Annotated in this window: 20 protein-coding genes, 1 tRNA gene and 1 pseudogene; 10 read left to right on the top strand and 12 right to left on the bottom strand. The window is 47.6% G+C overall.

Annotated features, from left to right (window positions below; genetic code table 11):
* Positions 1-7 precede the first annotated feature (7 nt).
* From ABY044_RS10815 to ABY044_RS10805, 3 genes are all read right to left on the bottom strand, one after another.
* The gene (locus tag ABY044_RS10815) at positions 8-1,420 is read right to left on the bottom strand and encodes a sodium/proline symporter (RefSeq protein WP_373020611.1); all 1,413 of its coding nucleotides are present in this window, start codon (positions 1,418-1,420) and stop codon (positions 8-10) included.
* 153 nt (positions 1,421-1,573) lie between these two features.
* Entirely contained in the window at positions 1,574-2,194 is a 621-nt protein-coding gene (locus tag ABY044_RS10810) for a LysE family translocator (protein WP_373020609.1), read from the bottom strand.
* Between the two features lie 15 nt (positions 2,195-2,209).
* On the bottom strand, positions 2,210-3,016 hold the full coding sequence (locus ABY044_RS10805; protein WP_373020608.1) for a M23 family metallopeptidase: 807 nt from the start codon (positions 3,014-3,016) through the stop codon (positions 2,210-2,212).
* 68 nt (positions 3,017-3,084) lie between these two features.
* Here ABY044_RS10805 and ABY044_RS10800 point away from each other — a divergent pair, with 68 nt between their 5' ends.
* The 4 genes from ABY044_RS10800 to ABY044_RS10785 all read left to right on the top strand — a co-directional run bounded on the left by ABY044_RS10800 (position 3,085) and on the right by ABY044_RS10785 (position 7,906).
* Positions 3,085-3,426, top strand: a complete 342-nt coding sequence (locus ABY044_RS10800) for a hypothetical protein (RefSeq protein WP_373020607.1) — start codon at positions 3,085-3,087, stop codon at positions 3,424-3,426.
* 197 nt (positions 3,427-3,623) lie between these two features.
* The gene (locus tag ABY044_RS10795) at positions 3,624-4,373 is read left to right on the top strand and encodes a DUF4395 domain-containing protein (protein WP_373020606.1); all 750 of its coding nucleotides are present in this window, start codon (positions 3,624-3,626) and stop codon (positions 4,371-4,373) included.
* A gap of 203 nt (positions 4,374-4,576) precedes the next feature.
* Positions 4,577-6,718, top strand: a complete 2,142-nt coding sequence (gene ovoA / locus ABY044_RS10790) for a 5-histidylcysteine sulfoxide synthase (RefSeq protein WP_373020604.1) — start codon at positions 4,577-4,579, stop codon at positions 6,716-6,718.
* Between the two features lie 15 nt (positions 6,719-6,733).
* Positions 6,734-7,906 carry a PatB family C-S lyase gene (locus ABY044_RS10785; protein ID WP_373020602.1) on the top strand — a complete coding sequence of 391 codons (1,173 nt, stop codon included), beginning with the start codon at positions 6,734-6,736 and terminating at the stop codon, positions 7,904-7,906.
* Positions 7,907-7,947: 41 nt separating this feature from the next.
* Here the strand turns inward: ABY044_RS10785 and ABY044_RS10780 are convergent.
* Both ABY044_RS10780 and ABY044_RS10775 read right to left on the bottom strand, forming a co-directional pair.
* Positions 7,948-8,022, bottom strand: a tRNA-Arg gene (locus ABY044_RS10780).
* A gap of 229 nt (positions 8,023-8,251) precedes the next feature.
* On the bottom strand, positions 8,252-10,516 hold the full coding sequence (locus ABY044_RS10775) for a methyl-accepting chemotaxis protein (protein ID WP_373020600.1): 2,265 nt from the start codon (positions 10,514-10,516) through the stop codon (positions 8,252-8,254).
* A 431-nt stretch (positions 10,517-10,947) separates the two neighbouring features.
* On the opposite strand from ABY044_RS10775, the gene ABY044_RS10770 reads away from it, so the two are divergent.
* Together ABY044_RS10770 and ABY044_RS10765 are read left to right on the top strand one after the other, a co-directional pair.
* Positions 10,948-11,994 carry an NADP(H)-dependent aldo-keto reductase gene (locus ABY044_RS10770; protein WP_373020598.1) on the top strand — a complete coding sequence of 349 codons (1,047 nt, stop codon included), beginning with the start codon at positions 10,948-10,950 and terminating at the stop codon, positions 11,992-11,994.
* A gap of 188 nt (positions 11,995-12,182) precedes the next feature.
* On the top strand, positions 12,183-12,572 hold the full coding sequence (locus ABY044_RS10765; protein WP_373020596.1) for a homoserine dehydrogenase: 390 nt from the start codon (positions 12,183-12,185) through the stop codon (positions 12,570-12,572).
* A 119-nt stretch (positions 12,573-12,691) separates the two neighbouring features.
* On the opposite strand, the gene ABY044_RS10760 is transcribed toward ABY044_RS10765, so the two are convergent.
* From ABY044_RS10760 to rluF, 5 genes are all read right to left on the bottom strand, one after another.
* Positions 12,692-13,228, bottom strand: coding sequence for a hypothetical protein (locus ABY044_RS10760; RefSeq protein WP_373020595.1), 537 nt, complete (start codon positions 13,226-13,228; stop codon positions 12,692-12,694).
* 101 nt (positions 13,229-13,329) lie between these two features.
* The gene (locus ABY044_RS10755) at positions 13,330-14,328 is read right to left on the bottom strand and encodes a diguanylate cyclase (RefSeq protein ID WP_373020594.1); all 999 of its coding nucleotides are present in this window, start codon (positions 14,326-14,328) and stop codon (positions 13,330-13,332) included.
* Between the two features lie 201 nt (positions 14,329-14,529).
* Positions 14,530-15,642: a tRNA 2-selenouridine(34) synthase MnmH gene (gene mnmH / locus ABY044_RS10750; RefSeq protein ID WP_373020592.1), complete on the bottom strand. Its 1,113-nt coding sequence runs from the start codon at positions 15,640-15,642 to the stop codon at positions 14,530-14,532.
* The gene (selD, locus tag ABY044_RS10745; RefSeq protein WP_373020590.1) at positions 15,642-16,703 is read right to left on the bottom strand and encodes a selenide, water dikinase SelD; all 1,062 of its coding nucleotides are present in this window, start codon (positions 16,701-16,703) and stop codon (positions 15,642-15,644) included. The genes mnmH and selD overlap by 1 nt, the downstream gene beginning before the upstream one ends.
* A gap of 56 nt (positions 16,704-16,759) precedes the next feature.
* Positions 16,760-17,668 carry a 23S rRNA pseudouridine(2604) synthase RluF gene (gene rluF / locus ABY044_RS10740; protein WP_373020588.1) on the bottom strand — a complete coding sequence of 303 codons (909 nt, stop codon included), beginning with the start codon at positions 17,666-17,668 and terminating at the stop codon, positions 16,760-16,762.
* A 332-nt stretch (positions 17,669-18,000) separates the two neighbouring features.
* Between rluF and ABY044_RS10735 the strand changes: the two genes are divergently transcribed.
* Both ABY044_RS10735 and rsmD read left to right on the top strand, forming a co-directional pair.
* Complete coding sequence (locus ABY044_RS10735) at positions 18,001-18,837, top strand: S1 RNA-binding domain-containing protein (RefSeq protein ID WP_373020586.1); 837 nt, start codon at positions 18,001-18,003, stop codon at positions 18,835-18,837.
* Between the two features lie 40 nt (positions 18,838-18,877).
* Positions 18,878-19,525: a 16S rRNA (guanine(966)-N(2))-methyltransferase RsmD gene (rsmD, locus tag ABY044_RS10730; protein ID WP_373020584.1), complete on the top strand. Its 648-nt coding sequence runs from the start codon at positions 18,878-18,880 to the stop codon at positions 19,523-19,525.
* On the opposite strand, the gene ABY044_RS10725 is transcribed toward rsmD, so the two are convergent.
* A complete protein-coding gene (locus ABY044_RS10725; protein ID WP_373020582.1) occupies positions 19,522-19,755 on the bottom strand; it encodes a DUF2789 domain-containing protein in 234 nt (77 codons plus the stop codon). The two genes, rsmD and ABY044_RS10725, sit on opposite strands and share 4 nt — an antisense overlap.
* A gap of 200 nt (positions 19,756-19,955) precedes the next feature.
* Here ABY044_RS10725 and coaD point away from each other — a divergent pair, with 200 nt between their 5' ends.
* A complete protein-coding gene (gene coaD, locus ABY044_RS10720; RefSeq protein WP_373020581.1) occupies positions 19,956-20,432 on the top strand; it encodes a pantetheine-phosphate adenylyltransferase in 477 nt (158 codons plus the stop codon).
* Positions 20,433-20,637: 205 nt separating this feature from the next.
* Positions 20,638-21,375: a carbonic anhydrase gene (locus tag ABY044_RS10715; RefSeq protein WP_373020580.1), complete on the top strand. Its 738-nt coding sequence runs from the start codon at positions 20,638-20,640 to the stop codon at positions 21,373-21,375.
* A gap of 70 nt (positions 21,376-21,445) precedes the next feature.
* Here the strand turns inward: ABY044_RS10715 and ABY044_RS10710 are convergent.
* A pseudogene (locus ABY044_RS10710) lies at positions 21,446-21,628 on the bottom strand (hypothetical protein); the annotation flags it as partial.

The following is a 21,628-nucleotide window of genomic DNA, read 5'->3' as shown; positions in this document are numbered from 1 at the left end:
ATTGAATTTACACTTGTTTTCCGTTGTCTGAATGCGCAAATTTCGACCCGATTATTGCCACGCTCAAACCGCTTAAAATTCCGAAGGTGATGGTATAAACGTCCGGGAAAAGTTGAAAATGCGAGAACAGGACAAAACCGAGCAAGCCGCCCAAAATGGTAGCGATTGACCAGGTCTGATCGATTCTCTGTTTTAAAGCCAGCCACAGAATCAATGGTACGAAAGCCGATCCCAAAAGTCCCCAGGCATCCAATACCAGACTGAAAACCGTCTGGTTATTGGAAAGGGCGATCAAAACCGCAATCAGCAGCACACTAAAGGTGGAAAGCTTGGTCAGGAACAGGCTTTGGCTTGGATTGGTCGTCAGATCACGCGTCAGAGAAGCGGAACAAGACAGAATCAGGGAGTCGACGGTCGACATAGTAGCCGCGAACAGGGCCGCTAAAACCAACCCGGTGAAAACTTCGGGCATAAGCTGGGTCGCCAGTGTCGGCAATGCCATTTCGGCATCGAAGCTTTCCGTGGAAGGGATCAATAGGCGGCTGATCAGGCCGACGGTAATCGTCAATCCGTAAAACACGATGAACCAGGCGTAGTAGTAGCGCTGCATGTGGCCGGCGGTGTATTTCGGGTTCAAGGTCATGAAGCGGATGACGATGTGCGGTTGACCGATGACCCCCATGCCGCCGAAGACCCAACCGATAACGAACAGCACGGCGGATAATCCGGTCATTCCTTCGGGGAACCAGTTCATGTAGTGATCGGAAACCTGGTTCAGTTGCAGGTCGAACGAGTCTAGTCCGCCAATGGCGGATAGGCCGAAAACGGCCATGATGACCATACCGCTCAGCATGACGATGGATTGTGCCATATCGGTCCAGATCGATGCCCGGATACCGCCGACCAGGCTGTAGACGAAAATGATGAAAGCTGCCAGCAGGATACCGCTCTCTTCCGGCCAGTCCAGTAGTGCTTGGGTTGCTTTGGTTCCGGCCTTCAGTTGTGCGGCTGCGTAAACGATCAGAAAAACGATGGTCAGCAGACCGATCAGTTGTCTCAAGCGGTAAGCGGAAGGCGCGGCAATCCAGTGAGCAATTAAACCGCCGAAGGAGTGAACTCCGGGGGGCTGTGCGCTTTTCTGGATAGCGCCGACCGAATTGCGCTGGGCGATCCAGTCCCCGGCAATCCAGCCGATCATGAGCCAGATCGAAGACAGTCCCATCGCATAGGTTGCCCCGATCATTCCGATGAACATAAAACCGCTGTTGTTGGTCGCGACTGCCGAAAGGCCGACCAATGCAGGGTGAACGCTTTTACCGGCAACCAGATAGTCTTCGGTGGTTTTTTTAGAGAAGAAATAGCTTGTGATGCCAATGAGAAAGAACAGAGTAAGAAACAGAAGAAAGGTGATTAAAATCATGGAAACACGGGTCCGTTTTTTTGTTTAGTGTCAACGCCTCTTATAAATAAAACGCCAATCGAAAGTGGTTAAGTAGTTATTGAGAACCACTTAAACAAATCGGGCGGCGAAATTCAAATCTGTACCGATATTAAGGGAATTAAATGGTTTGCCTTAGGCGTGGATGAGGTTGGCCGCGAGGGCGAGAAAAACCAGCCCCGTGATATTGTGGAGTGTCTTTTGAATCTTGGGCGACTGTACGAGCTTGGTTCTTAATTTATCCGCCAGCAGAGCGATGGAGGCAAAAAGGATGAAGGTCACGAACATCATGATTAAGCCGAGTATGAAAACCTGCAGGCCGACGAAGCCGTGTTCGGGCACAGTGAATTGCGGCAGGAAAGCCAGAAAAAAGATTGAAACCTTGGGGTTTGAGAGGTTCATCAGGATACCGCGCCGGTAGAGCTGGAAAGGCGTGAGGGTTTTGGGCGGAAGGTTTTCCAAGGCGGCGTTGGATGCACGGAACGCCAGCCAGGCAAGATACAACAGATAGGCGGCCCCAAGTACTTTCAAAACCTTGAAGGCTGTAGGGGAGGTCTGCAGAATGGCGGCCACGCCCAAAGCGACGGCGGTGGTGTGTACCACCAGTCCGCTGCACAAGCCGGCCGTTAGCCAGATTCCGGCTTTACGTCCGTGAAAGGCCGATTGCGCCAGAACATAAAGGTTGTCCGGTCCGGGTGACAAGCCGATCAGGATGGCTGCGACGACAAACGTGGAAAGCAGTTCGAATGGAATCATCGTTGGAGAGAAGGTTCAGGGTGAGATACGTTCGTTGCGAACCAGGTAATCGCCGTCGAATAAGATTTCCAGCGGTTCGCCGCTAAATAAAGATTGGTTCGTCTCCCGTTTTTGTGCGCTGATCAGTAGGCTTGGTTCTTTGGAGTCGCCTGAGTTACCGACTTCCGCAAGCAAGTCTCCCGTTTTAACCTCGTCTCCCCGTTTGACGACGATGCTGCCTTGTTTCAAGTGGGCAAGCAGCACCTCTATATCGTTGCATTTCAGCAGCGCAAAGTTGCCGTATGGCTTGGTAAGATCTCGAACTCTGGCCGGAACCTGCATTTCCGGTAGATTGTTTTCTGTATCGACCACACTGCCGTCGCAGGGGGCGAAAACCTGTTCGCCATAGATTGCATAGTGTTGCGGATCAGTCGGTTGCGTTCCTTCTGCGCGAAGTCCCCAAGGGAATATTTTTACGATCTCGACGGCATAGCTTTGTCCCTTCCTGGGGGCAAAATTCGGGTTGGGTTTTAAAGACTTTAGATGTGGGTTTAGTACGGAATTACTTCCCGCATTGACCGCATAATAATTTCCATGGGCGAGAGGAAAAGATAAATTGACCAAGTTATGGGTTTTGGGAATCCAGCCTGACAGCAGATAGGCATTGATCGCGATGAAGATGAGCATGACGGCGCTCATTCCAAACGTGGTTATAACCGTAGGAAGGTTCCATGAAATAATCCAGGGTTTGTCGGCCGTCTGGGCGAAGGAACGAAGTGAAAACAGGATGGCAAGCCCCAAAAAAATGTAAGTCAGATACCATGGAACGAGAACCCAGAGCATGCCGACTCCGATGGCGACGAGATAGCCGATAACAACCGTCGTTTTGAAAAGCCATTTAAAGCGTGTATGTGTATGAAAAAGAGCCAGCCAAACAAGAAGGATTAAAGGCAGCAGCACCTGAAACAGCAGTACTTGAGTTAGCATCAAGGTCGCTCCTTTTGCATTTAAAACAGACAATATACGATTGGCAAGGAGTGGTTTTTCCTGCGGCCATATCGGTTTTGGATAAATTTAACATCATCATATCCCATTTTGGAACATTGGGGGAGTCGTGGATTGGTGTTCGTCAGTCTCATGTTAGTTGGCTTGCCGATGTCCAATTTATAAATAAAATTTGTGGGGTTAAGCAAATTCGGTCAATGTTGTATATGCTCTGTTTGTTCGTTGAATGGTTTAATGGGTATGGTTGAAAAGGCCGGATTGAATCATGGTCAATTACCATAAAAAAATCAGTGGATATAAGGCTTATTAATGATTTAATTTAATGTGATATGCCTATTAAAAAATATGATTAAATTAGCACCTTCTTATATGGTGTAACCTTTGCTACACTTTGTCCCACTATCAATAAGTTTTTGATGTGAAACGCTAAAAGCAAGGTTGCCTTATGTTAGATGTACTCAAAAATCTTTGGTTTCGAGATCCAAAAGAAGAAACCATTTTTATCAATGATGTCGCCGTTCGTATCCGGGCCGGAATCTTATTGGCCATTCCGATTTTCATGAGTTTTACTTTGTACGACGCCATCTTTGTGTCCAATTGGATCGTCGACGGTAATACCGCGGTAGACAGTGGTGATTTGGATTGGGATTATCATGTGATCTATCATGTCGATGCGGTGAAACGTACCTTCGATTATTCGTTGCAAACGTGGGTGCTTTTGTACGCTCTGTTTGAAATGCTGTCGGGGCTTTTTGTGACGACTTCGAGAGTGTCGCCGATTATTTTGCTTGCCAGCTTTTTGGCTAGAAAGCAGAAGCCGGTTTGGAAGCCGTTGGTTCCAAAACGATTCGCTTGGGTACTGGGTTCGTCCTTTATTGCTGTGTGTCTGGTGTTCTTTAATCCCGAAGTATTCGCAAATTGGGTGAATACGGTAGCAGGATCGCAAGTTCTGCCGACGACGTCAAACTATATGTCGCCTTATATTCCTTTGGTTTTAGTGTGGATTTGTTTAGGCTTCATGTGGTTGGAAGCGATTTTAGGTTACTGTGTCGGCTGTAAAATTCATGCCCTACTAGTCTGGATGGGAATTTTGAAGGAAGAGTGCGAAACTTGTAATAACATCGATTGGGACGAAATCGCCAGAAAGAATCAAGAGCGTTTGGCTAAGCAGGAAGCGGAAAACAAGACCTCTTAATTTATCAATCTTGAATCGATTTCCTTAATTATCAGGCCCGGTGAGAAACATTTCGATTTTCACCGGGCCTGTTTGTTTGCATCTTTTAAAATCGCCGCTTTCAGTCTTATTTGGTGCCCATTTACAGCGGCGTTATGGTAATGTTAACTTCAATTTCCACTGATCAGCCAGTGCCATCATCGACAAAAAATTAGGGAGTTTTCATGTTAAGTCGAACGGACCTTATCAGCCAGCCGGTTTTACTTAACCAGGGCGATGTCGAAACCAAACGTGCCGAGATCAAAGCCTATTTCAATCTGACTTACGATACTTACGAAGCGTTGTTTACGACGTTGAAATCCGACGAGGCGTATTATCAGCGTCCGTGTGAATTACGTCATCCTTTGATTTTCTACTTTGGTCATACGGCGACTTTTTTTACCAATAAACTCGTCCTTGCCAAACTACTCCCGCAACGCATTAACCCCAAGATCGAATCGATGTGTGCCATCGGCGTCGACGAAATGTCGTGGGACGATTTAAACGAGGAACATTATGACTGGCCGAGCGTCGCATCGGTCCGTCTGTATCGCGACAAAGTGCGTAAAGCGGTGAATGATCTAATTGATTCGGTCGAGTTTAGTCTGCCGATTGATTGGGACAGTCCGATGTGGCCGATTATGATGGGAATCGAGCACGAACGTATTCACTTGGAAACGTCTTCCGTATTGATTCGCCAGCTTCCGATTGCGTCCGTACACCCTAATCCGTTGTTCCCGGTTTGTCCTGATAGAGCTGCAGCGCCTGAAAATTCGTTGGCCGAAGTTCCGGCGGGCGAGGTTTTGATTCATCATCAAGATCCGGCCGAAACCTATGGCTGGGATAATGAGTATGGTTCGCACTATGCTGAAGTGTCTGCATTTAAGGCTGGCGTTTATTTGGTTTCTAATCAGGAATATTTGGAGTTTGTAGAGGCCGGTGGTTACGAGAATCCGGAGTATTGGGATGAAGAGGGGAATCGCTGGCGTCAATTCACGCCGGATAAACATCCGACATTTTGGGTAAATAAACAAGGCGAATGGTGGCTGCGTTGCATGACCGAAGAGATTCCGATGCCGTGGAACTGGCCTGTGGAGGTCAATTATCTCGAAGCGCACGCCTTTTGTAACTGGAAAGGTCATCAGACCGGTCGTCCGCTTCGTTTGCCGAGTGAAGACGAATATTTGCGTCTTCGCGAACATTCCGACGCGTTAGAACACCTGGATCAGGCTAACGTCAATTTGCAGCAATACGCTTCTTCAACGCCGATTGACGGCAATCAGACCGGTGATTTTTACGATGTAATCGGCAATGTCTGGCAGTGGACGCAAACGCCGATTTACCCGTTTGAAGGATTTAAAGTGCATCCTTTATATGACGATTTCACGACGCCGACGTTTGATAACAAACATAACCTGTTCAAAGGGGGAAGCTGGATTTCAACCGGTAACGAAATTAACGGTTATTCGCGTTATGCATTCCGCCGCCATTTCTTTCAGCATGCCGGATTTCGTTACATTGAATCGGAAGCGTCCGTGCAGACACATTTTTCGACTTACGAAACCGACTTGTCGGTGTCGCAATATTGTGAATTTCACTATGGCGAACCGCATTTCGGCGTCGCCAATTTTGCACAATCCTATGCTCAGCTGGCGATAGATTCGATATGCGAAGATGCCGACTTTAAAGGTAAGAGTGGCCTTAAAGTCCTGGAGGTGGGCTGTTCTGTCGGACGTGCGAGTTTCGAGTTGGCGCGTCATTTTGACGAAGTCACCGGTTTGGATTTCTCGGCGCGTTTTATTCAGATCGCCAATCAGCTTAAAGAAACCGGTTCGGTTCTGTATACCATTCCGTTGGAAGGCGAGATTATGGAGTTCAAAGAGCAAACATTGTCGGAATTAGGATTGGACGATGTTGCCCATAAGTGTGAGTTTTTGCAGCAGGATGCCGCGAACCTGAAATCCCGTTTCAGTGGTTACGACATGGTGGTGGCGGTGAATTTGATCGACCGGCTTTATGATCCGGGCAAGTTCCTAGCGCAGATTCACGAACGTATGAATCATGGCGGTTTGTTATTGCTGGCTTCTCCTTACACTTGGTCGGAAGAGTTCACGGCAAAGGAACTGTGGCTCGGTGGTTATAAGGATGCATTAAGTGGCGAAAACGTGACGACTTTGGAAGGTTTGCATGCCGTACTGGACAAGGAATTCGAACTGATTAGGGAGCCGTTTGATTTGCCGTTTGTCATTCGGGAAACCCGCCGTAAATTCCAGCACACTTTGTCCGAGGTGACGCTCTGGAAGAAGAAGTCGTCAAGCGGGCTTTAACTAAGGGCGGGAATCATGGCCGATTTTGAGAAAGTTGTCTCACGTGAAGGGACTTATGCCGAAAAGTATGAACTTAGAAAGGTGCTGTTTGGTACCGATGCGGTGCTGCCGATGTGGGTGGCCGACATGGATCTGCCGACCCCCGATTTTATTATCGAGGCGTTGAAACAGCGTCTCGAGCATCCGTTACTCGGTTATACGATGATGCCCGATTCACTCTATCAGGCGATTATCGATTGGCAGGCGCAGCATGATTATCGCGTCGATAAGTCGCAGGTCGTCTTTACCCATAACGTCGCCAACGGCTTCTTTATGGCGGTGTCGGCGTTGACCTTGCCGGGTGAGGCGGTATTGGTGCAACCGCCGGTTTATCCGCCGTTTTTACATGCGCCCGAACTGAATAATCGGGTTTTGGTCGAAGCCCCGTTGGTGCTTGACGGCCAAACTTACCGAATCGATTTTGAAGGCTTTGAGCGGGCCGTTGCTGAGAACGATGTTAAATTGTTTTTATTCTGCAATCCTCAGAACCCATCCGGACGGGTGTGGTTGAGAGAGGAACTTGAAAGGCTGGCGGACATTTGTTTAAAGCACGGCGTGACGATCGTTTCCGATGAAATCCATTCCGATCTAATCTATCCCGGCTACCGACACATCCCGATGGCGTCGTTATCTACGGAGGTTGCCAATATAACCGTTACGCTTAGCTCTCCCGGTAAGACCTTTAACCTGGGCGGCCTACAGATCGGTTATGCCTTGATTGCCAACCCTAAACTCAAAGCGGATTATTTGCGTGTGAGTCGCAGTCAGTCGATCCATGATTTAAATCTGTTTGCGATGATTGCCATGCAGTCCGCGTATTCCCGACAGGGCATGGACTATAAGCGGGAACTACTGACGCATTTATTAGGCAATATAGAGCGTGCGGAGCAGTTTTTTGAACGGCATTATCCCATGGTGAAAGTCATGCGACCGCAGGCCTCTTTTTTGATTTGGATCGATTTTAGCGCCCTGTTTGACGATCAGTCCGAACTCAAGAGTTGGTTGGTTGAACAGGCAAAACTAGGATTGAATGACGGTCTCTCTTTCGGAGAGGCGGGCAACGGTTTTATGCGCATGAATGTTGCGGTTTCCAAAGCGACCTTAGAGCAGGCGTTGACGCAATTGTTGGCGGCTAAATCGTCTATTTAATTGGGTGATTCGCCGGAATGCCGGAATGTGTAGGTTGGAGTTGGCGCAGCCACCAGGACTCGAACCTGGAACGGCCCCTTAGGAGGGGGCTGTTATATCCCTTTAACTATAGCCGCGTGAGCGCTATTCTAGCAGTTTTTATTAAGAAATTTTAGGGTTGTTGCCCGACGGATGCCAATAAGAATGGCGGTTTTTCCCTGTCAATTACGTTAGGTGTCGGGTGTTGGAAGTGACGGATAATGGGTCCGCCTATGCGGTTACTTAAAGCAAGATGGGTTCGATAGGAAAAACGAACCCCTGCAAGGTTTTTAGCCTCTTGCAGGGCGTACGTTTATTACGGAATGTTTAGAATTCGCTCCAATCCGAACTATTGTCTGCGACGTCTACTGTCGGCTGAACCGGTTTTGGAGCCGACGGTTTCGGTGCAGGCGTTTTAGCCGGCCGGGCGGTTTCGATTTTAGGTGCCGGGCTGGCGATAGCCGGTGCTTTCTCATGATGAGTTAGAGCCGGCGTCGGCTTTGGCGCTGTCGGTTCCGCCAGGCGCTGGGTGCCTGAAACTTTGAAGAAAGACATTTCTCGAGAAAGTTCCTTCGCTTGGTCGGCCATACTTTCACTGGCAGCGGACGTTTGCTCAACCAGAGCCGCGTTCTGTTGGGTGGCACCGTCGATATCGTTAATGGCCATATGAACCTGATTAACGCCGTTGGCTTGCTCCGTAGACGACTGGGCAATCTGATCGATCATGTCGTTCACTTGAACGATCGCTTCTTTGATTTCGTTCAGCATGCTACCGGATTGCATGGCCAAATCAGAACCTTGTTTAACGCGGTCGTTACTCTCGGTAATCAGCTGTTTAATGTCTTTTGCCGCATCTGCAGACTTTTGCGCCAACCCTCGAACTTCGCCGGCAACCACGGCAAAACCGCGTCCGTGCTCACCCGCTCTGGCCGCTTCAACGGCCGCGTTCAGCGCCAATAAGTTGGTTTGGAATGCGATGCTGTCGATCAAAGTGACGATGTCATTGATTCTTTGGCTCGAACTTTCGATGGACTGCATGGCTTCAATGGTTTTTTCCATGACTTCCGTGCCCATTTCGGTCTTTTCCTGCATCTGTTTAGACAGCATCGCCGCTTCGTTCGAGTTTTGAGTATTGTTTTGTACGGTCGAGTTCATCTCTTCCATGGTCGCAGAGGTTTCTTCAACCGCCGCCGCTTGTTCCTGAACGCGCTGGCTTAGATCCAACGCCCCTTTGGAGACTTCTTCCGAGGCGGATAGAACGATGCTGGCCGCTCCTGAAGCTTGCGTCACAATGCGTTCCAGATTATTCAACGACTCGTTAAGGCTGGTTTGAATGGTTGCCAATTCGCCGTTGTAATTGCCTGTCATCGTTGTTGTCAAATCGCCGCCGCTAAGTGCGGATAGAACCACTTTGATCTCTTCCATAGCTTCGCTCAAAGCGTTCACGGAGCTGTTGATACTTTGCTTGAGCGTGTCGAAGCTGCCTTTTGCTGAGACTTCAACGCGCTGTGAGTAGTCGCCTTGCGCAACGGCTTGCATGACTTGGTTGATTTCCTGGATGACTTGGTCGGTACGACCGAATGCTTGTTCAACCAAAGCTCTAAAACTTTCAGCGACTTGAGTATCCATTTTGGCATCCAGACTTCCGTCTTCAAGCGCTTGCATGATGTTGCCCAATTCGCCCATCATGAAAGAAACGCTGTTTGCCGAGGCGTTGACCCCTTCTTTAAGTTTAAGCAACTCGCCGACATAATCCCCTTCCATACGCTCGGTGAATATACCGTTACCGATCGCGCCGACGGTTTTATTCGCTTCATTTAGTGCCTGGCCGGTCTGTTCGAGAAGGTGGTTGAAGGAGGATGCAACTTGACCGATCTCATCCATGCGGGTAATGGATACGCGTCTTTCGAAATCGCCGTTTTGAACGACATGGTTCGTTGTGCTGACTAAGTTATCCAAAGGTCTTAGAATGGCACGTAACGTTAATATAGACAGGATGATCGAAGCGCTTAATACCAGAATGGTGAAGATGACGCCTAGCATGATCATGAGGCTATAGGTATTGTTGTTTTTGGTATTCAATTCGTCGGCGACACGCAATTGCAAGTTAATCAATTTGGTGATGCTTTCGGAAACCGGATCAATTTTTGTATAAAGTTCGTCAATGCTATATTGACGAACCGTTTTCATGTCTTGGTTATTGACGGCGTCAATCAATGCCGTCAAAGATTCGTCGGCGCTTTTCATGTATGCACTGGCTTGTTCTGCCAGTTTGGCTTCTTCGGGCGTTAGAGTGGTCGCCATGTATTTAGCCCAGATTTTTTTTACATCGGTCTGAGCGTCATGGATATTTTGAGCGGCCTGATCAAAATTAAGTTGTCCGTTACGTAGTTTGTGGTTGGTGTCGACGATGTTTACCGCGTACATATCGGCAATTTCTTTTAATTCTTTTAGCGGTACAATTCGGTCAACATACAGTGCCTTAAAATCGCGGTTATTGTTATGCATAATATATAGACCGGATGAAATGGAAACTAAAATGAATCCAATCAATACTCCAATCATTAATATGATTCTTGCTTTAATAGACATGTTGTACCTCTAAGATGTCGTAAAAATTTTATGAAAACAATCCCTGTTTTCTTGTTATGTTATTGTGAATAAGCTGGTCCGTGCTTTAAGGCTGGTAAGCCTACCAAATGGGCGCAAAAATTCAGATTAAATTTTTGTTAATGCGGGGTATTTTGCATTTACAAAACAAACTCAGAATTAAGCGTGTCTTAACAAGGGGTATAATAACTCTTATGCATTATGGTTTTTTACGTATTGTGCTGGAAAAAAATTTACTGGCAACGGTAATTCATTAATATCCTTTAATTTTTAATATTACAGCGGTTTTCTTGCCGTTGTTCGCCCGGTTGAATGGCACTTTTGTTTTGCGCTCAGTCATCGAACGTGCGTGGAATAAGTGGTAAGGGCTGTATCTTTAATTTAACGATAGATCAAACGTGGAGAAAGAGGCGATGATTTATAACAATTTGGGACATTCCGACATTCAAGTCAGCCGAATCTGTCTGGGTACAATGACGTGGGGAGAGCAGAATACCCAGGATGAAGCGTTCGAGCAGATGGATTACGCCTTGGAAAATGGCGTGAATTTCTGGGATACGGCAGAATTGTATAGCGTTCCTCCAAGGGCTGAAACCTATGGCCGAACCGAAGAGATCATCGGGAACTGGTTCGCTAAGCACGGTCGACGTTCGGAGGTGGTTTTAGCCTCTAAGATTGCCGGTCCCGGCGAATTTGTACGACATATCCGCGGTGGCAACGGACGCTTTAACCGTGAGCAGATTCATCAGGCTTTGGACGCTTCCTTGAAGCGTTTGCAGACGGATTACCTCGATCTTTATCAATTGCATTGGCCGGAGCGCCAAACCAACTACTTTGGACAATTAGGATTTAGTGAACCGGCGCACCAAGAAAACGGTTTGACGCCGTTTGAGGAAACGCTGGAGGTATTGACCGAGTTAGTTAAGGCCGGAAAAATCCGGCATATCGGGTTGTCCAACGAAACGCCTTGGGCAACCATGAAGATGTTGCATATTGCCGAGTCGAAGGGCTTGGAGAAGATTGTTACCGTACAAAACCCGTACAGTTTGTTGAACCGTAGTTACGAAGTGGGGATGGCTGAAATCGCCTATCGTGAAGGCGTCGGGCTGTTGGCATATTCGCCTTTAGGTTTTGGTGTGTTGTCAGGTAAATATTTACAGGGACAATTGCCAAAGGGTTCGCGTTTGGATTTGTTTCCGCATTATGACCGTTATTCAAACGACAATGCCGTTAAAGCCACCGAACTGTATGCCTCTTTGGCGAGAAGTAAAGGTTTGTCGCCGACACAATTGGCATTGGCATTTGTGAACAGTAGACCTTTTGTCAGTGCCAATATTATCGGTGCCACATCGATGGCGCAGTTAAAAGAGAATATTGCATCGATCGAAATCAATCTGGACGATGATATTTTGCAGCGGATTGAAGAGATTCATCGTCAATACACGATTCCGTCGCCTTGAGAGAATGACTCGCGACGTTCAGGGATTGGGGGCGAATAAAAGTTATTCAGTAGCGTATAAAAATTTTCATAGCAAATTCCTTAGCTTAAATAGGGGGATGATACTTTCTTTCACGTATACTCTTTGTGTTTAGAAGTCCGTGCGAGCGGCCTATCTAAAAAATAAAAAATAAATCAAGGAGTATACAAGTGAGGAAAATTACCATTTTGATGATCGGTTTGGGCCGGATTGGCGGTAAGTTTTACGAGCAGTTTAATAACATGAATCCGGAGCGTGTGGAAATCATCGGAATCAGCGAACCCAATGAGAATAACCCGTTGGTGGATGATGCCGAGCGGCGCGGTATTCCGAATTTTGTCGCATTCGAAGATGCGATCGATCAATTCGGCGATCAGATTGATATTATTATGGATACGTCCAACCGTCCCGAAATTAAGCAGGCCGTTCGACAGAAATTGCAGGAGACCAATAATCAACACAGTGTTGTCGTACCAATGGTTGTTGATTATCTGATGTGGTATCTGTTACCGGGTAGCGAAGATATTCCTCAGTCGCACCATACCAGCATCGGGTATTAATTCGTTATTGGTTTCATTGCGAGTTATAAAAAAGCCTCTTTTAAAGAGGCTTTTTTATTTTTATCGGTTCGAACGAACGGATTCAATTTTGTCACGAAGTTTGAATTGCACTTTACTTTTTACGGTTGATCCAATGCGCCTAAACGGGCTACGCTATACTCGCCGTTTTCGATATTGAGTTGATAGATATTGAAGTTGGTATCAATATCAAACCCGGCAAGGCGTTTGGCGTAATTGGTCGAGATGCTGCCGTCCGGTGAATGGACGCGGTGAAAAACGTAAGGTTCCCAGCCTAGAATCGCGGCACCGTCGTAGATTTTATCGCCGTTATGGTAAATGGCATCGGCCGTCACCTCAAAGTTTTCAACTTTACCGTGTTTGTTGGAGTAGAGCTCTACCAGGCGTTTTCCCTGGTGGACAACCAATTTATCTTCTTGGTCGGTATGCATGTACCAGTACCAGGTATCGTCTCCGGCAATTAACGGACTTTTTCCACCCGGTTCATGAATCACCAGATCCACACCGGATAGGCCTTCAACCACACCGTCGACGCTGAAGAAATGAACTTTAGGCGTCGAGCGTAAGGTTTTCAATGGAATGATGAAACACAGGTTTTTAATATAAACGGTTCTTTTCCCGGCTTCGTAAGAAGGCATGATTTGTCCTTTGCATTTTATATTAGGGTTAAATTATAAATTAAAGCAAACGCACCACCGGCGCAAGTCGATTTGGAGGTTGGGATTGCCGATGTTCGAACTTATTTGAGATGGATTATTTCAAAACGGTTTTTCCCGTTTCTTTTGGCTTGATATAGCATGGCGTCGGCCGCCTCAATCCATTCTTGCGTTGTTCGTTCCGTATGATTCGGATGGCTGATGGCACAACCGATACTGATCGTGACGTGTTCGGAAGTTTCCGAATATTGATGGGGAATTTTTAATTCGTTAATCGATTTGATGATATCGGCCGCCATCTGCTTAACGAAGTCAACATCTGTCGGCGCTAAAACAACAACGAACTCTTCACCGCCGTAACGTGCAACATAGTCGGTTTTGCGTTTAACGGTTTCTTGGATTTGTTTCGCCAGTTTATGAAGAACCTTGTCGCCTTCGCTGTGTCCGTAGTTATCGTTATAAGCTTTGAAGTTATCGATATCCAAAAACAATAAACCGACCGATGCGTCGGTCCGGCCGGAGAAATCCCAAACGTTTTCCAGAATGAGATCGAGTTTTCTACGGTTATATAAACCGGTCAGTGGATCGGTGTAGGAAAGTTGCTCCAGGGCTTCGTTTTTAAGCGCGAGTTCGTGGGTTTTTTCTTCAACCAGGCGTTCCAGTTTACGGGTCTCGGTGATATCCCGGATAACCGCTCTCAAGGCTTTTTGATTGTTGAAAGGGATGACGCTTAGAGTAACTAGAGAGAGGAATTTGTAGCCGTCGGTGCGCTGATGCATCCACTCAAAACTGTGTTCGCCCTTTTCTATGGCTAAAGCGATCATTTTGTCCGCTTTTTCACGGGAAGTCTGACCGTCCGGCTGAAATTCGGGGGAAACGTCAGAAGGGTGGAAGTTTTTAAGTTCGGATTTTTTTTCATAACCCATTAATCGATAATAGGCTTGATTATAGTCAAGGTACAGTCCGTTCGAGGCATCGTGAATGATCATCGCAAGCTCGCTGGTTTCGAACAGATAGCGGTAATCCGCCAACTGATCTTTTAGGCGTTGATTTTCATTGGTTAATGCCTTTAACTCATCCATGGTAAAACATACATTCTTATTAGGTTTATGGTCGAATGTTAGCAGACAACCGGTCTGAAAACCATGTTTATTACTCAGAAGTACGAATCGTAATACCGCTTACTGTTTGAGTCGGGAGCGGCTTTAATTTAGGGGTGACGGAGGGTAAATTTTGACGGTAAGGAGGGTGCTGCCTTTTTACTGGTTATCGCCGTCGTGCCATTAAATGGAATCAATAAATTGCACGACTTCGTCCATATTGCCTTGAAAAGTCACCTTGTGTGAATTCTTTTGCATTTGGTAATCATACATCGGATCGTAATATTCGCTTAACAGGGTTTCGATCCAAGTCTGGTGTCCATGTGTATCGCCGCTATTCAATTGCTGTTCGTGGGCGTGTTCGAACTGTTTGAGGACGCGTTGGTGGCGTTCGCCGCCCAAACGTTTTTGAATGCGGTCGAAAGCGGACAGCATAAAATTCACCCAGTCCTGAAGGTGAGGATATTCCTGTTGTGCTTCGATGACGTATTCCTGATGGGTGATGTGAATACGTTGTTCAAGCGGTGTGTCGACAATGATACGGTCGCCCGATTTTAAAGCGTCGAACAACGGCTTGGGCATGGAAACCGAGCCGATATTACGAGCTTCGTCTTCAATGACCAGTTGGTGTTTGGCGTTTTCCATAAAACGGATCAGAGCCATCGACAGTTGGTTTTCAAAATTGATTTGTGTCGGTTGCGGTGTGGCATGACGGCCAAAGGCCGAACCTCTGTGATGCGCCAAGCCTTCTAAATCGACGGCCTGTTGAATTCGTTGAATCACCAGCGTTTTGCCCGAGCCGGTGCGACCCGCCAGAACCAGCGGTTGAATGTTTTGCTGTTGCATAAGGGCGGGGAAGGCGTCAAGGTAGTCGATCAGATAGCGACGAAAGGCTTTATAGCCACCTTTAAGGCGGACAATTTCGCGTCCGCTATCCGCCAGCCACTGTTGTGAAATTTTGGAGCGCATTCCGCCGCGAAAGCAGTACAGCATTGCGTCAGGATGTTGGTCCATGAATTCCGACCAAGCCTGTATGCGCGGTTCTCTGACGGATTCATTGACCAGTTGATGCCCCAATTTCACCGCAGCCGCATTACCGTGTTGTTTGTAACACAGGCCGACTTTTTGGCGTTCTTCGTCGTTCATTAGCGGCAAGTTGGTGGCGGATGCAAACGCTCCCTGATTGAATTCTACCGGTGCCCGCACGTCAATCAGTGGAGTTTGATTCAAGACGATCGAACGAAAGTCGTCGGTTTGCGGCAGGCTATTCGAAAACTCAGTCAATTGAACGGCCATTACACTACCTCGACACAATGCGATTTCGAAGCGGCATCGACGGTTTGGCCGATGGCTTCAAGTTCCAGACCGAATTGCGCCGCGACTTCTTTAAAGCGAGCGACCGCATCCGGACGTACGGCGGCCAATAATCCCCCCGAAGTTTGTGGATCGCACAGAATCATTTTCTGGGTTTCTGAAATGTTCGGCGCTACTTTATGGCCGTAACTATCGAAGTTGCGTCCGGTACCGCCGGGCGTGCAGCCTTGTGCCAGATATTCGAGTACGTTTGGCAAAATCGGCACTTTGTCGAATTCGATTTGTGCGGCAATGTCGCTGCCTTCGCAGATTTCAATCAGGTGCCCGAGAACACCGAAGCCGGTGACGTCCGTCAATGCGGTGACGCCCGGAATTTGTGCAAATTCGCTGCCGGCTTTATTTAAGGTGGTCATGGCATCAATCGCCATTTCCAGGTGTTCCGGTTGGATTTTTTTCTGTTTCTGCGCGGTGGTCAGGATGCCGATACCGATCGGTTTGGTTAGAAACAGTTCGCAGCCGACTTCGGCCGAAGCATTGCGTTTTAAATGTTGGTTGTCGACGATGCCGGTGACTGCCAAACCGAAAATCGGTTCGGGGGCGTCGATCGAATGGCCACCCGCCAATGGAATTCCCGCGGCTTCACAGGTGGCGCGGCCGCCTTCAATGACTTGTTGGCCGACTTCGGGCGGTAATTTATCGATCGGCCAGCCGAAAATGGCGATTGCCATGAGCGGTTTCCCGCCCATCGCGTAGATGTCGCTGATCGCATTAGTCGCGGCAATGCGTCCGAAAGTGTAGGGGTCGTCAACGATCGGCATGAAGAAATCGGTGGTGCTCAATACCGACGTACCGTTGCCTAAATCATAAGCAGCGGCATCGTCTTTGGTGCTGTTGCCGACCAGTAACTGCGGGTGTGGCGCGATGTCCATTTGGGTTTTCAGGATGCTGTCCAGCACTTTGGGAGAAATTTTGCATCCGCATCCGGCACCATGGCTGTATTCAGTCAATTTGATGGTGGCGTTGGCAGTGATGTCGTCGAGCATTTTTTGGTTCCTTGTTGCTTCTGCCGGCGGACAAGTTGTCGCCTGCAGCGTCTTATTTATTTCGTTTTATTGGGTCTGCGTCTAGGCTTGGGTTGCGCTTCGGTTTGTTTGTTGGCCGTTTTGCGCAGGCCTGGTTTCGGTGTGCGTTTCGTTCTATTGGCCGCATCCGAGGGTTTGTGTTTGTTTTGTGTCGCCGTTTTTTGTGCGGTCGCTTTTTGCGTGCTTGGGGCGGCTGTTTTTCTCGAACCTGCCACGGCGCAGTTGATTTCATCCATCTCTTTTGCGGTCAGGTTGCGCCACTGCCCCGGCTTGAGATTGCCCAGTTCCACCGACATGATGCGGGTACGCTTGAGTTTAGTGACTTCATAACCCAGGTATTCGCACATCCGGCGGATTTGTCGGTTCAGTCCCTGGGTGAGAATGATTTTGAAGACAAAGCGGCTGACGATAGTGACCTTGCAGGGTTTCGTGACGGTGCCGAGAATCGGGATGCCGTTCGACATGCGTTCCACAAAACGTTCGCTGAGCGGTTTGTCGACGGTGACGATGTATTCCTTGTCATGAGCGTTTTCGGCACGCAGGATCTTGTTGACGATGTCGCCGTCGCTGGTCAGAAAAATCAAGCCTTCGGACGGTTTATCGAGTCGGCCGATCGGAAAGATCCGCTGCGGGTGTCCGATGGCGTCGATAATATTGCCTTTGACGCGGCTTTCGGTCGAGCAGATGATGCCAATCGGTTTGTTGTAGGCGATGTAGGTGCGGTCGGATTTGTTTTCGGCGCTGGGCTTAATCTCTTTGCCGTCCACTTGAACGACATCGCCCGCTTTGACCTTGGTGCCCAGTTCCGGCAGCTTACCGTTGATTTTGACGCGGTTTTGCTCAATCAACTTATCCGCTTCGCGACGCGAACAAAATCCGGATTCGCTGATAAATTTATTAAGGCGTTTTTCAATGTGGCTGGTCACACAGGATCCTGTTATTTCAATTCTTGGCAAGGGGTATTATAAATCGACAAACGGTGCGAAAAAGTCATTTGCGTTGTAAAGCTGTTTATTTTGAACGATTTGCGGGTTTTTTGCTGGTTTTTATGGATAGGGCAATGGAATGTAAGCGGGGTGGTTTTCCAGTCTTTGTCTGTATAACTCGGTATGATATGGCTTTTATTCGGCGGTTTGCATGTCTTATTGCAGCAAATGTAAAATAGGCAGGCCTGGTCAGAATGGATTTTTTATTTTTTAAATGATTTGAATGGCTTCAATGGCATAGACCGGGCATCACTTCTATAAGGCACACAATAATGACAAAACAGGCGAATATTGGACAGGTAAACCGACTCAAGGTGGTTAAAGAAGTTGAGTTCGGATTGTATGTGGATGCAGGGCAGTTGGGTGAAGTGTTGTTGCCTAACCGTTATGTGCCCAAGAACGCCAAAGTCGGTGACGAACTCGAGGTATTTATCTATCAGGATTCTCAAGACCGCTTGGTTGCGACTACCGACAAACCTTTGGCATCGGTCGGTGAGGTGGCTTTCTTAAAGGTCAATCAGGTGAATCGTACCGGTGCGTTCCTGAATTGGGGCATGCCTAAGGATTTGCTGGTTCCTTATGCGGAACAGCGAGTGCCGATGGAAGAGGGGCGTTCCTATTGCGTTTATGTGTATGTCGACATCAGTGGCCGGCTTGCCGCATCCAGCAAGTTGAGTCTGTTTTTGAAAGAAACCAATACCGATTTTAAGAGTGGTCAGGAAGTCAGTCTATTGGTCGCCAGCCGCAGTAATATGGGATATACCGCCGTTATCGACGGTACGCATTTAGGTTTGATTCATAATTCCGATATCTTGCAGCCGTTGAGAATCGGTCAGAAACTGAAAGGCTATATCAAAGGCATTCGCCCTGATTTGAAAATCAACCTGACGTTGCAGAAACAAGGCCGTGAAGGTCGTGAGGAGTTGGCCGAACAGATTTTGGCGCATCTTCAAGCCAACGACGGGATTTCTACCTTGACCGACAAGAGTGATCCGGAAGATATTTTTAAGCAGTATCGTGCCAGTAAAGCACGTTATAAAAAGGCATTGGGGCAACTGTATAAAGCCAGAAAAATTGCCATTGAAAACGATCATATCGCTTTACTGTAAGATCGGTTGTATACGGACTTTGATTTTGGAATAACGGAAAATGGCAAGAAAACCCGTAAAAAGAGCGTCTCATAAAAACGACTCCCGCCCACCGTCAAAAGCCGGTCGGCCGACTCGTTCCGAGATGGGAGAGGTACGGATTATCGGCGGAGACTGGCGTGGCCGGAAGTTGCCGGTGTTGACGGCCGAAGGTTTGCGCCCGACTTCGGATCGGGTGCGCGAAACCCTATTCAACTGGTTGCAGTTTGAAACTCCGGGGGCGAGTTGTCTTGACGTATTCTCCGGTTCGGGTGCTTTGGGGTTTGAAGCCTTGTCTCGCGGTGCCAAGCAGGTGATCTTTCTTGAGTTGGTAGCGGCGAATGCGAAACAGTTGAAAACCAATTTGTCGACCTTAAAGGCGGATCAGGCCGAGGTGGTGCAGGCAGACAGTTTACAGTGGCTGGCGCAACCTGCGAATCAAGTATTTGATGTGATTTTTTTAGACCCGCCGTTTCATCAAGGCTTGATGCAACCGGCGATGGACTTGCTGTTTAAGAATGGCTACGCCAATGATCGAAGCTGGCTCTACATCGAGCAGGAAAAACAGTTGGATTGGCCGAAGCTTCCCGACGGGTGGGTTTGTCATCGAGAGAAAACCACTTCTCAAGTCCGTTTTGGCTTGTGGTATCGGGAAGAATCGGAAGATTAATTTCGAAGCAAGGCATCTAGTTGATCGACAACTTCGGCCCAGTCGGCATCATCGTCGATCGCTTCGGTTAGAAATGCCGCTTGCGACGGCGTCCAGAAGGATGCGTCGGCTAAGTGTGTGGTATTCGCCATGGTTTTATGGGTGTTTATGAAGGCTTCGATTTCGGCATCCGAACTGGGTAATCCGAGTTGTTCGAATAGCGCATTGAGGCTGTGAACAGGTGCTTCCATAGTGTCTCTCCTAAATCGTTTAAAAGGTTTATTAACGGTTTTAAACTGTTTCAAAGACGTTTAGCATTGAAGTTTTATCATAACCTTTTGCAAAGCAATCGCAATCCAAATTTAATCCAGTTATTATAGGCGGCAAGTAATCGTTCGGTGATTTGTAATTATTGGACGAGTCTTTGAAACCTTAACCAGAAAAGAGACTTATGAGCATTACAGCGGTTTATCCCGGTACTTTTGATCCTATTACCTGCGGCCATTTTGATTTGATTGAACGGGCGGCCCGTTTTTACGACCGTTTAGTGATTGCCGTGGCGGATAATCGAAACAAACAGTCTCTTTTTACTCTGGACGAGCGTGTGGCGCTGGCGAAAAAAGTCACGGCCGAGCTGCCTAATGTCGAAGTGGTCGGATTTAGCGGTTTGTTAGTCGATTTCGTGCAAGAGATCGGCGGTAATGTATTGCTGCGGGGCTTACGCGCCGTATCCGATTTTGAGTATGAATTCCAGTTGGCCTCGATGAACCGCAAGTTGGCACCGGATGTGGAAACCATGTTCATGACGCCGGCGGAACAGTATGCGTTTATCTCGTCCTCTTTGGTTCGCGAAATATCCGCGCTAGGTGGGAATGTCTCTGAGTTCGTGCATCCCGTCGTAGCGGAAGCTCTGAAAAAGAAGCAATAACGAAACCTTCCAAATCCTCTCTTTCTGCTATATGTTGTTGTCGATATGTTGCAGTTTTATGACGTATTTCAATAGTATTTCCTGTTGTTGAGCAAGTATCTTTTATTATCTTTGTGAGTGGCACTTCACTTAGAATCGGCGTGCTTAGTGATATAAGCAAATCATAATTTAAGAAACCTATTCATAAGTACTGGGAGATACTGAAGTGAAATTGAAAACGCTTTTAGCAGGATTGGTAATAGCGGCGTCTTCGTCGGCTATGGCGAGTGAGCATGCTCATTGGGGCTATACCGGGCATATGGGGCCTGAACATTGGGGCGAGTTGAGTTCGGATTTTTCAACTTGTAAAACCGGCAAGACGCAATCTCCGATTAATTTGACCGAGATCAATGAGGCGAACTTACCAGCGATTCAATTTAATTATCAATCTTCCGGTTTGAATATTTTGAATAACGGTCATACCGTACAGGCGAATTTTGCTCCGGGCAGTTCAATGACCGTTGAAGGCATTAAGTTTGACTTATTGCAGGTTCACTTCCATACGCCTAGCGAAAATAATTTACAGGGCTTTTCTTACCCGATGGAAGCGCACTTTGTTCACAAGAGTGCCGACGGTCAATTGGCGGTTGTTGCCGTGTTGATTCGTGAAGGTGCAGCGGATTCTTTCATTCAGAAAATTGTTGACTCAATGCCGGTACATCCTGAAGCGGCGCATGCAGTTAAAGGCGTGAGTTTGAGTGCGATGGATTATTTGCCTGCCGATAAAGCTTACTATCGTTTTGATGGTTCTTTGACAACCCCTCCTTGTACCGAAGGGGTACGTTGGTTTGTGATGAAGAATGCGGCTTACGCTTCCAAAGAGCAGATTGCAGCGCTTCATTCAGTGCTAGGCAATAATAATCGTCCGTTACAAGCTCGCAACGGGCGCATGATTAAAGACTAAGGGCATTTCAATGCAAAAAAACCACCTTAATGGTGGTTTTTTTATGTCTCTAAGTTGTATAAAAAATGGGTTATGAGCGATTTGTCGTTTCCAGATGAAATGGAATTTGAATTTGTTTCCCTTCAGGCAGGTGGATCATTAGCGTGATTTGCCACTGCATTTTTTGAGTGGTGCAAAATGCCAGCATAGAGGTTCCGACAAAGTAGTCCGGTTTGGTTGAGGTTAAGGTGACCCGGTTATACCCCATATACAT

Source organism: Thiomicrorhabdus sp., assembly GCF_041583835.1.
In the GTDB taxonomy this organism is placed as follows: domain Bacteria; phylum Pseudomonadota; class Gammaproteobacteria; order Thiomicrospirales; family Thiomicrospiraceae; genus Thiomicrorhabdus.
The sequence above is the reverse complement of the archived record's forward strand: the minus strand, read 5'-3'. Positions and strand labels throughout refer to the sequence as shown.

Coding starts and splice junctions, on each gene's coding strand:
- ABY044_RS10815 (WP_373020611.1), bottom strand. CDS start 1,420: ATGATTTTAATCACCTTTCTTCTGTTTCTTACTCTGTTCTTTCTCATT.
- ABY044_RS10810 (WP_373020609.1), bottom strand. CDS start 2,194: ATGATTCCATTCGAACTGCTTTCCACGTTTGTCGTCGCAGCCATCCTG.
- ABY044_RS10805 (WP_373020608.1), bottom strand. CDS start 3,016: ATGCTCTGGGTTCTCGTTCCATGGTATCTGACTTACATTTTTTTGGGG.
- ABY044_RS10795 (WP_373020606.1), top strand. CDS start 3,624: ATGTTAGATGTACTCAAAAATCTTTGGTTTCGAGATCCAAAAGAAGAA.
- ovoA (WP_373020604.1), top strand. CDS start 4,577: ATGTTAAGTCGAACGGACCTTATCAGCCAGCCGGTTTTACTTAACCAG.
- ABY044_RS10785 (WP_373020602.1), top strand. CDS start 6,734: ATGGCCGATTTTGAGAAAGTTGTCTCACGTGAAGGGACTTATGCCGAA.
- ABY044_RS10775 (WP_373020600.1), bottom strand. CDS start 10,516: ATGTCTATTAAAGCAAGAATCATATTAATGATTGGAGTATTGATTGGA.
- ABY044_RS10770 (WP_373020598.1), top strand. CDS start 10,948: ATGATTTATAACAATTTGGGACATTCCGACATTCAAGTCAGCCGAATC.
- ABY044_RS10760 (WP_373020595.1), bottom strand. CDS start 13,228: ATGCCTTCTTACGAAGCCGGGAAAAGAACCGTTTATATTAAAAACCTG.
- ABY044_RS10755 (WP_373020594.1), bottom strand. CDS start 14,328: ATGGATGAGTTAAAGGCATTAACCAATGAAAATCAACGCCTAAAAGAT.
- mnmH (WP_373020592.1), bottom strand. CDS start 15,642: ATGGCCGTTCAATTGACTGAGTTTTCGAATAGCCTGCCGCAAACCGAC.
- selD (WP_373020590.1), bottom strand. CDS start 16,703: ATGCTCGACGACATCACTGCCAACGCCACCATCAAATTGACTGAATAC.
- ABY044_RS10735 (WP_373020586.1), top strand. CDS start 18,001: ATGACAAAACAGGCGAATATTGGACAGGTAAACCGACTCAAGGTGGTT.
- rsmD (WP_373020584.1), top strand. CDS start 18,878: ATGGCAAGAAAACCCGTAAAAAGAGCGTCTCATAAAAACGACTCCCGC.
- ABY044_RS10725 (WP_373020582.1), bottom strand. CDS start 19,755: ATGGAAGCACCTGTTCACAGCCTCAATGCGCTATTCGAACAACTCGGA.
- coaD (WP_373020581.1), top strand. CDS start 19,956: ATGAGCATTACAGCGGTTTATCCCGGTACTTTTGATCCTATTACCTGC.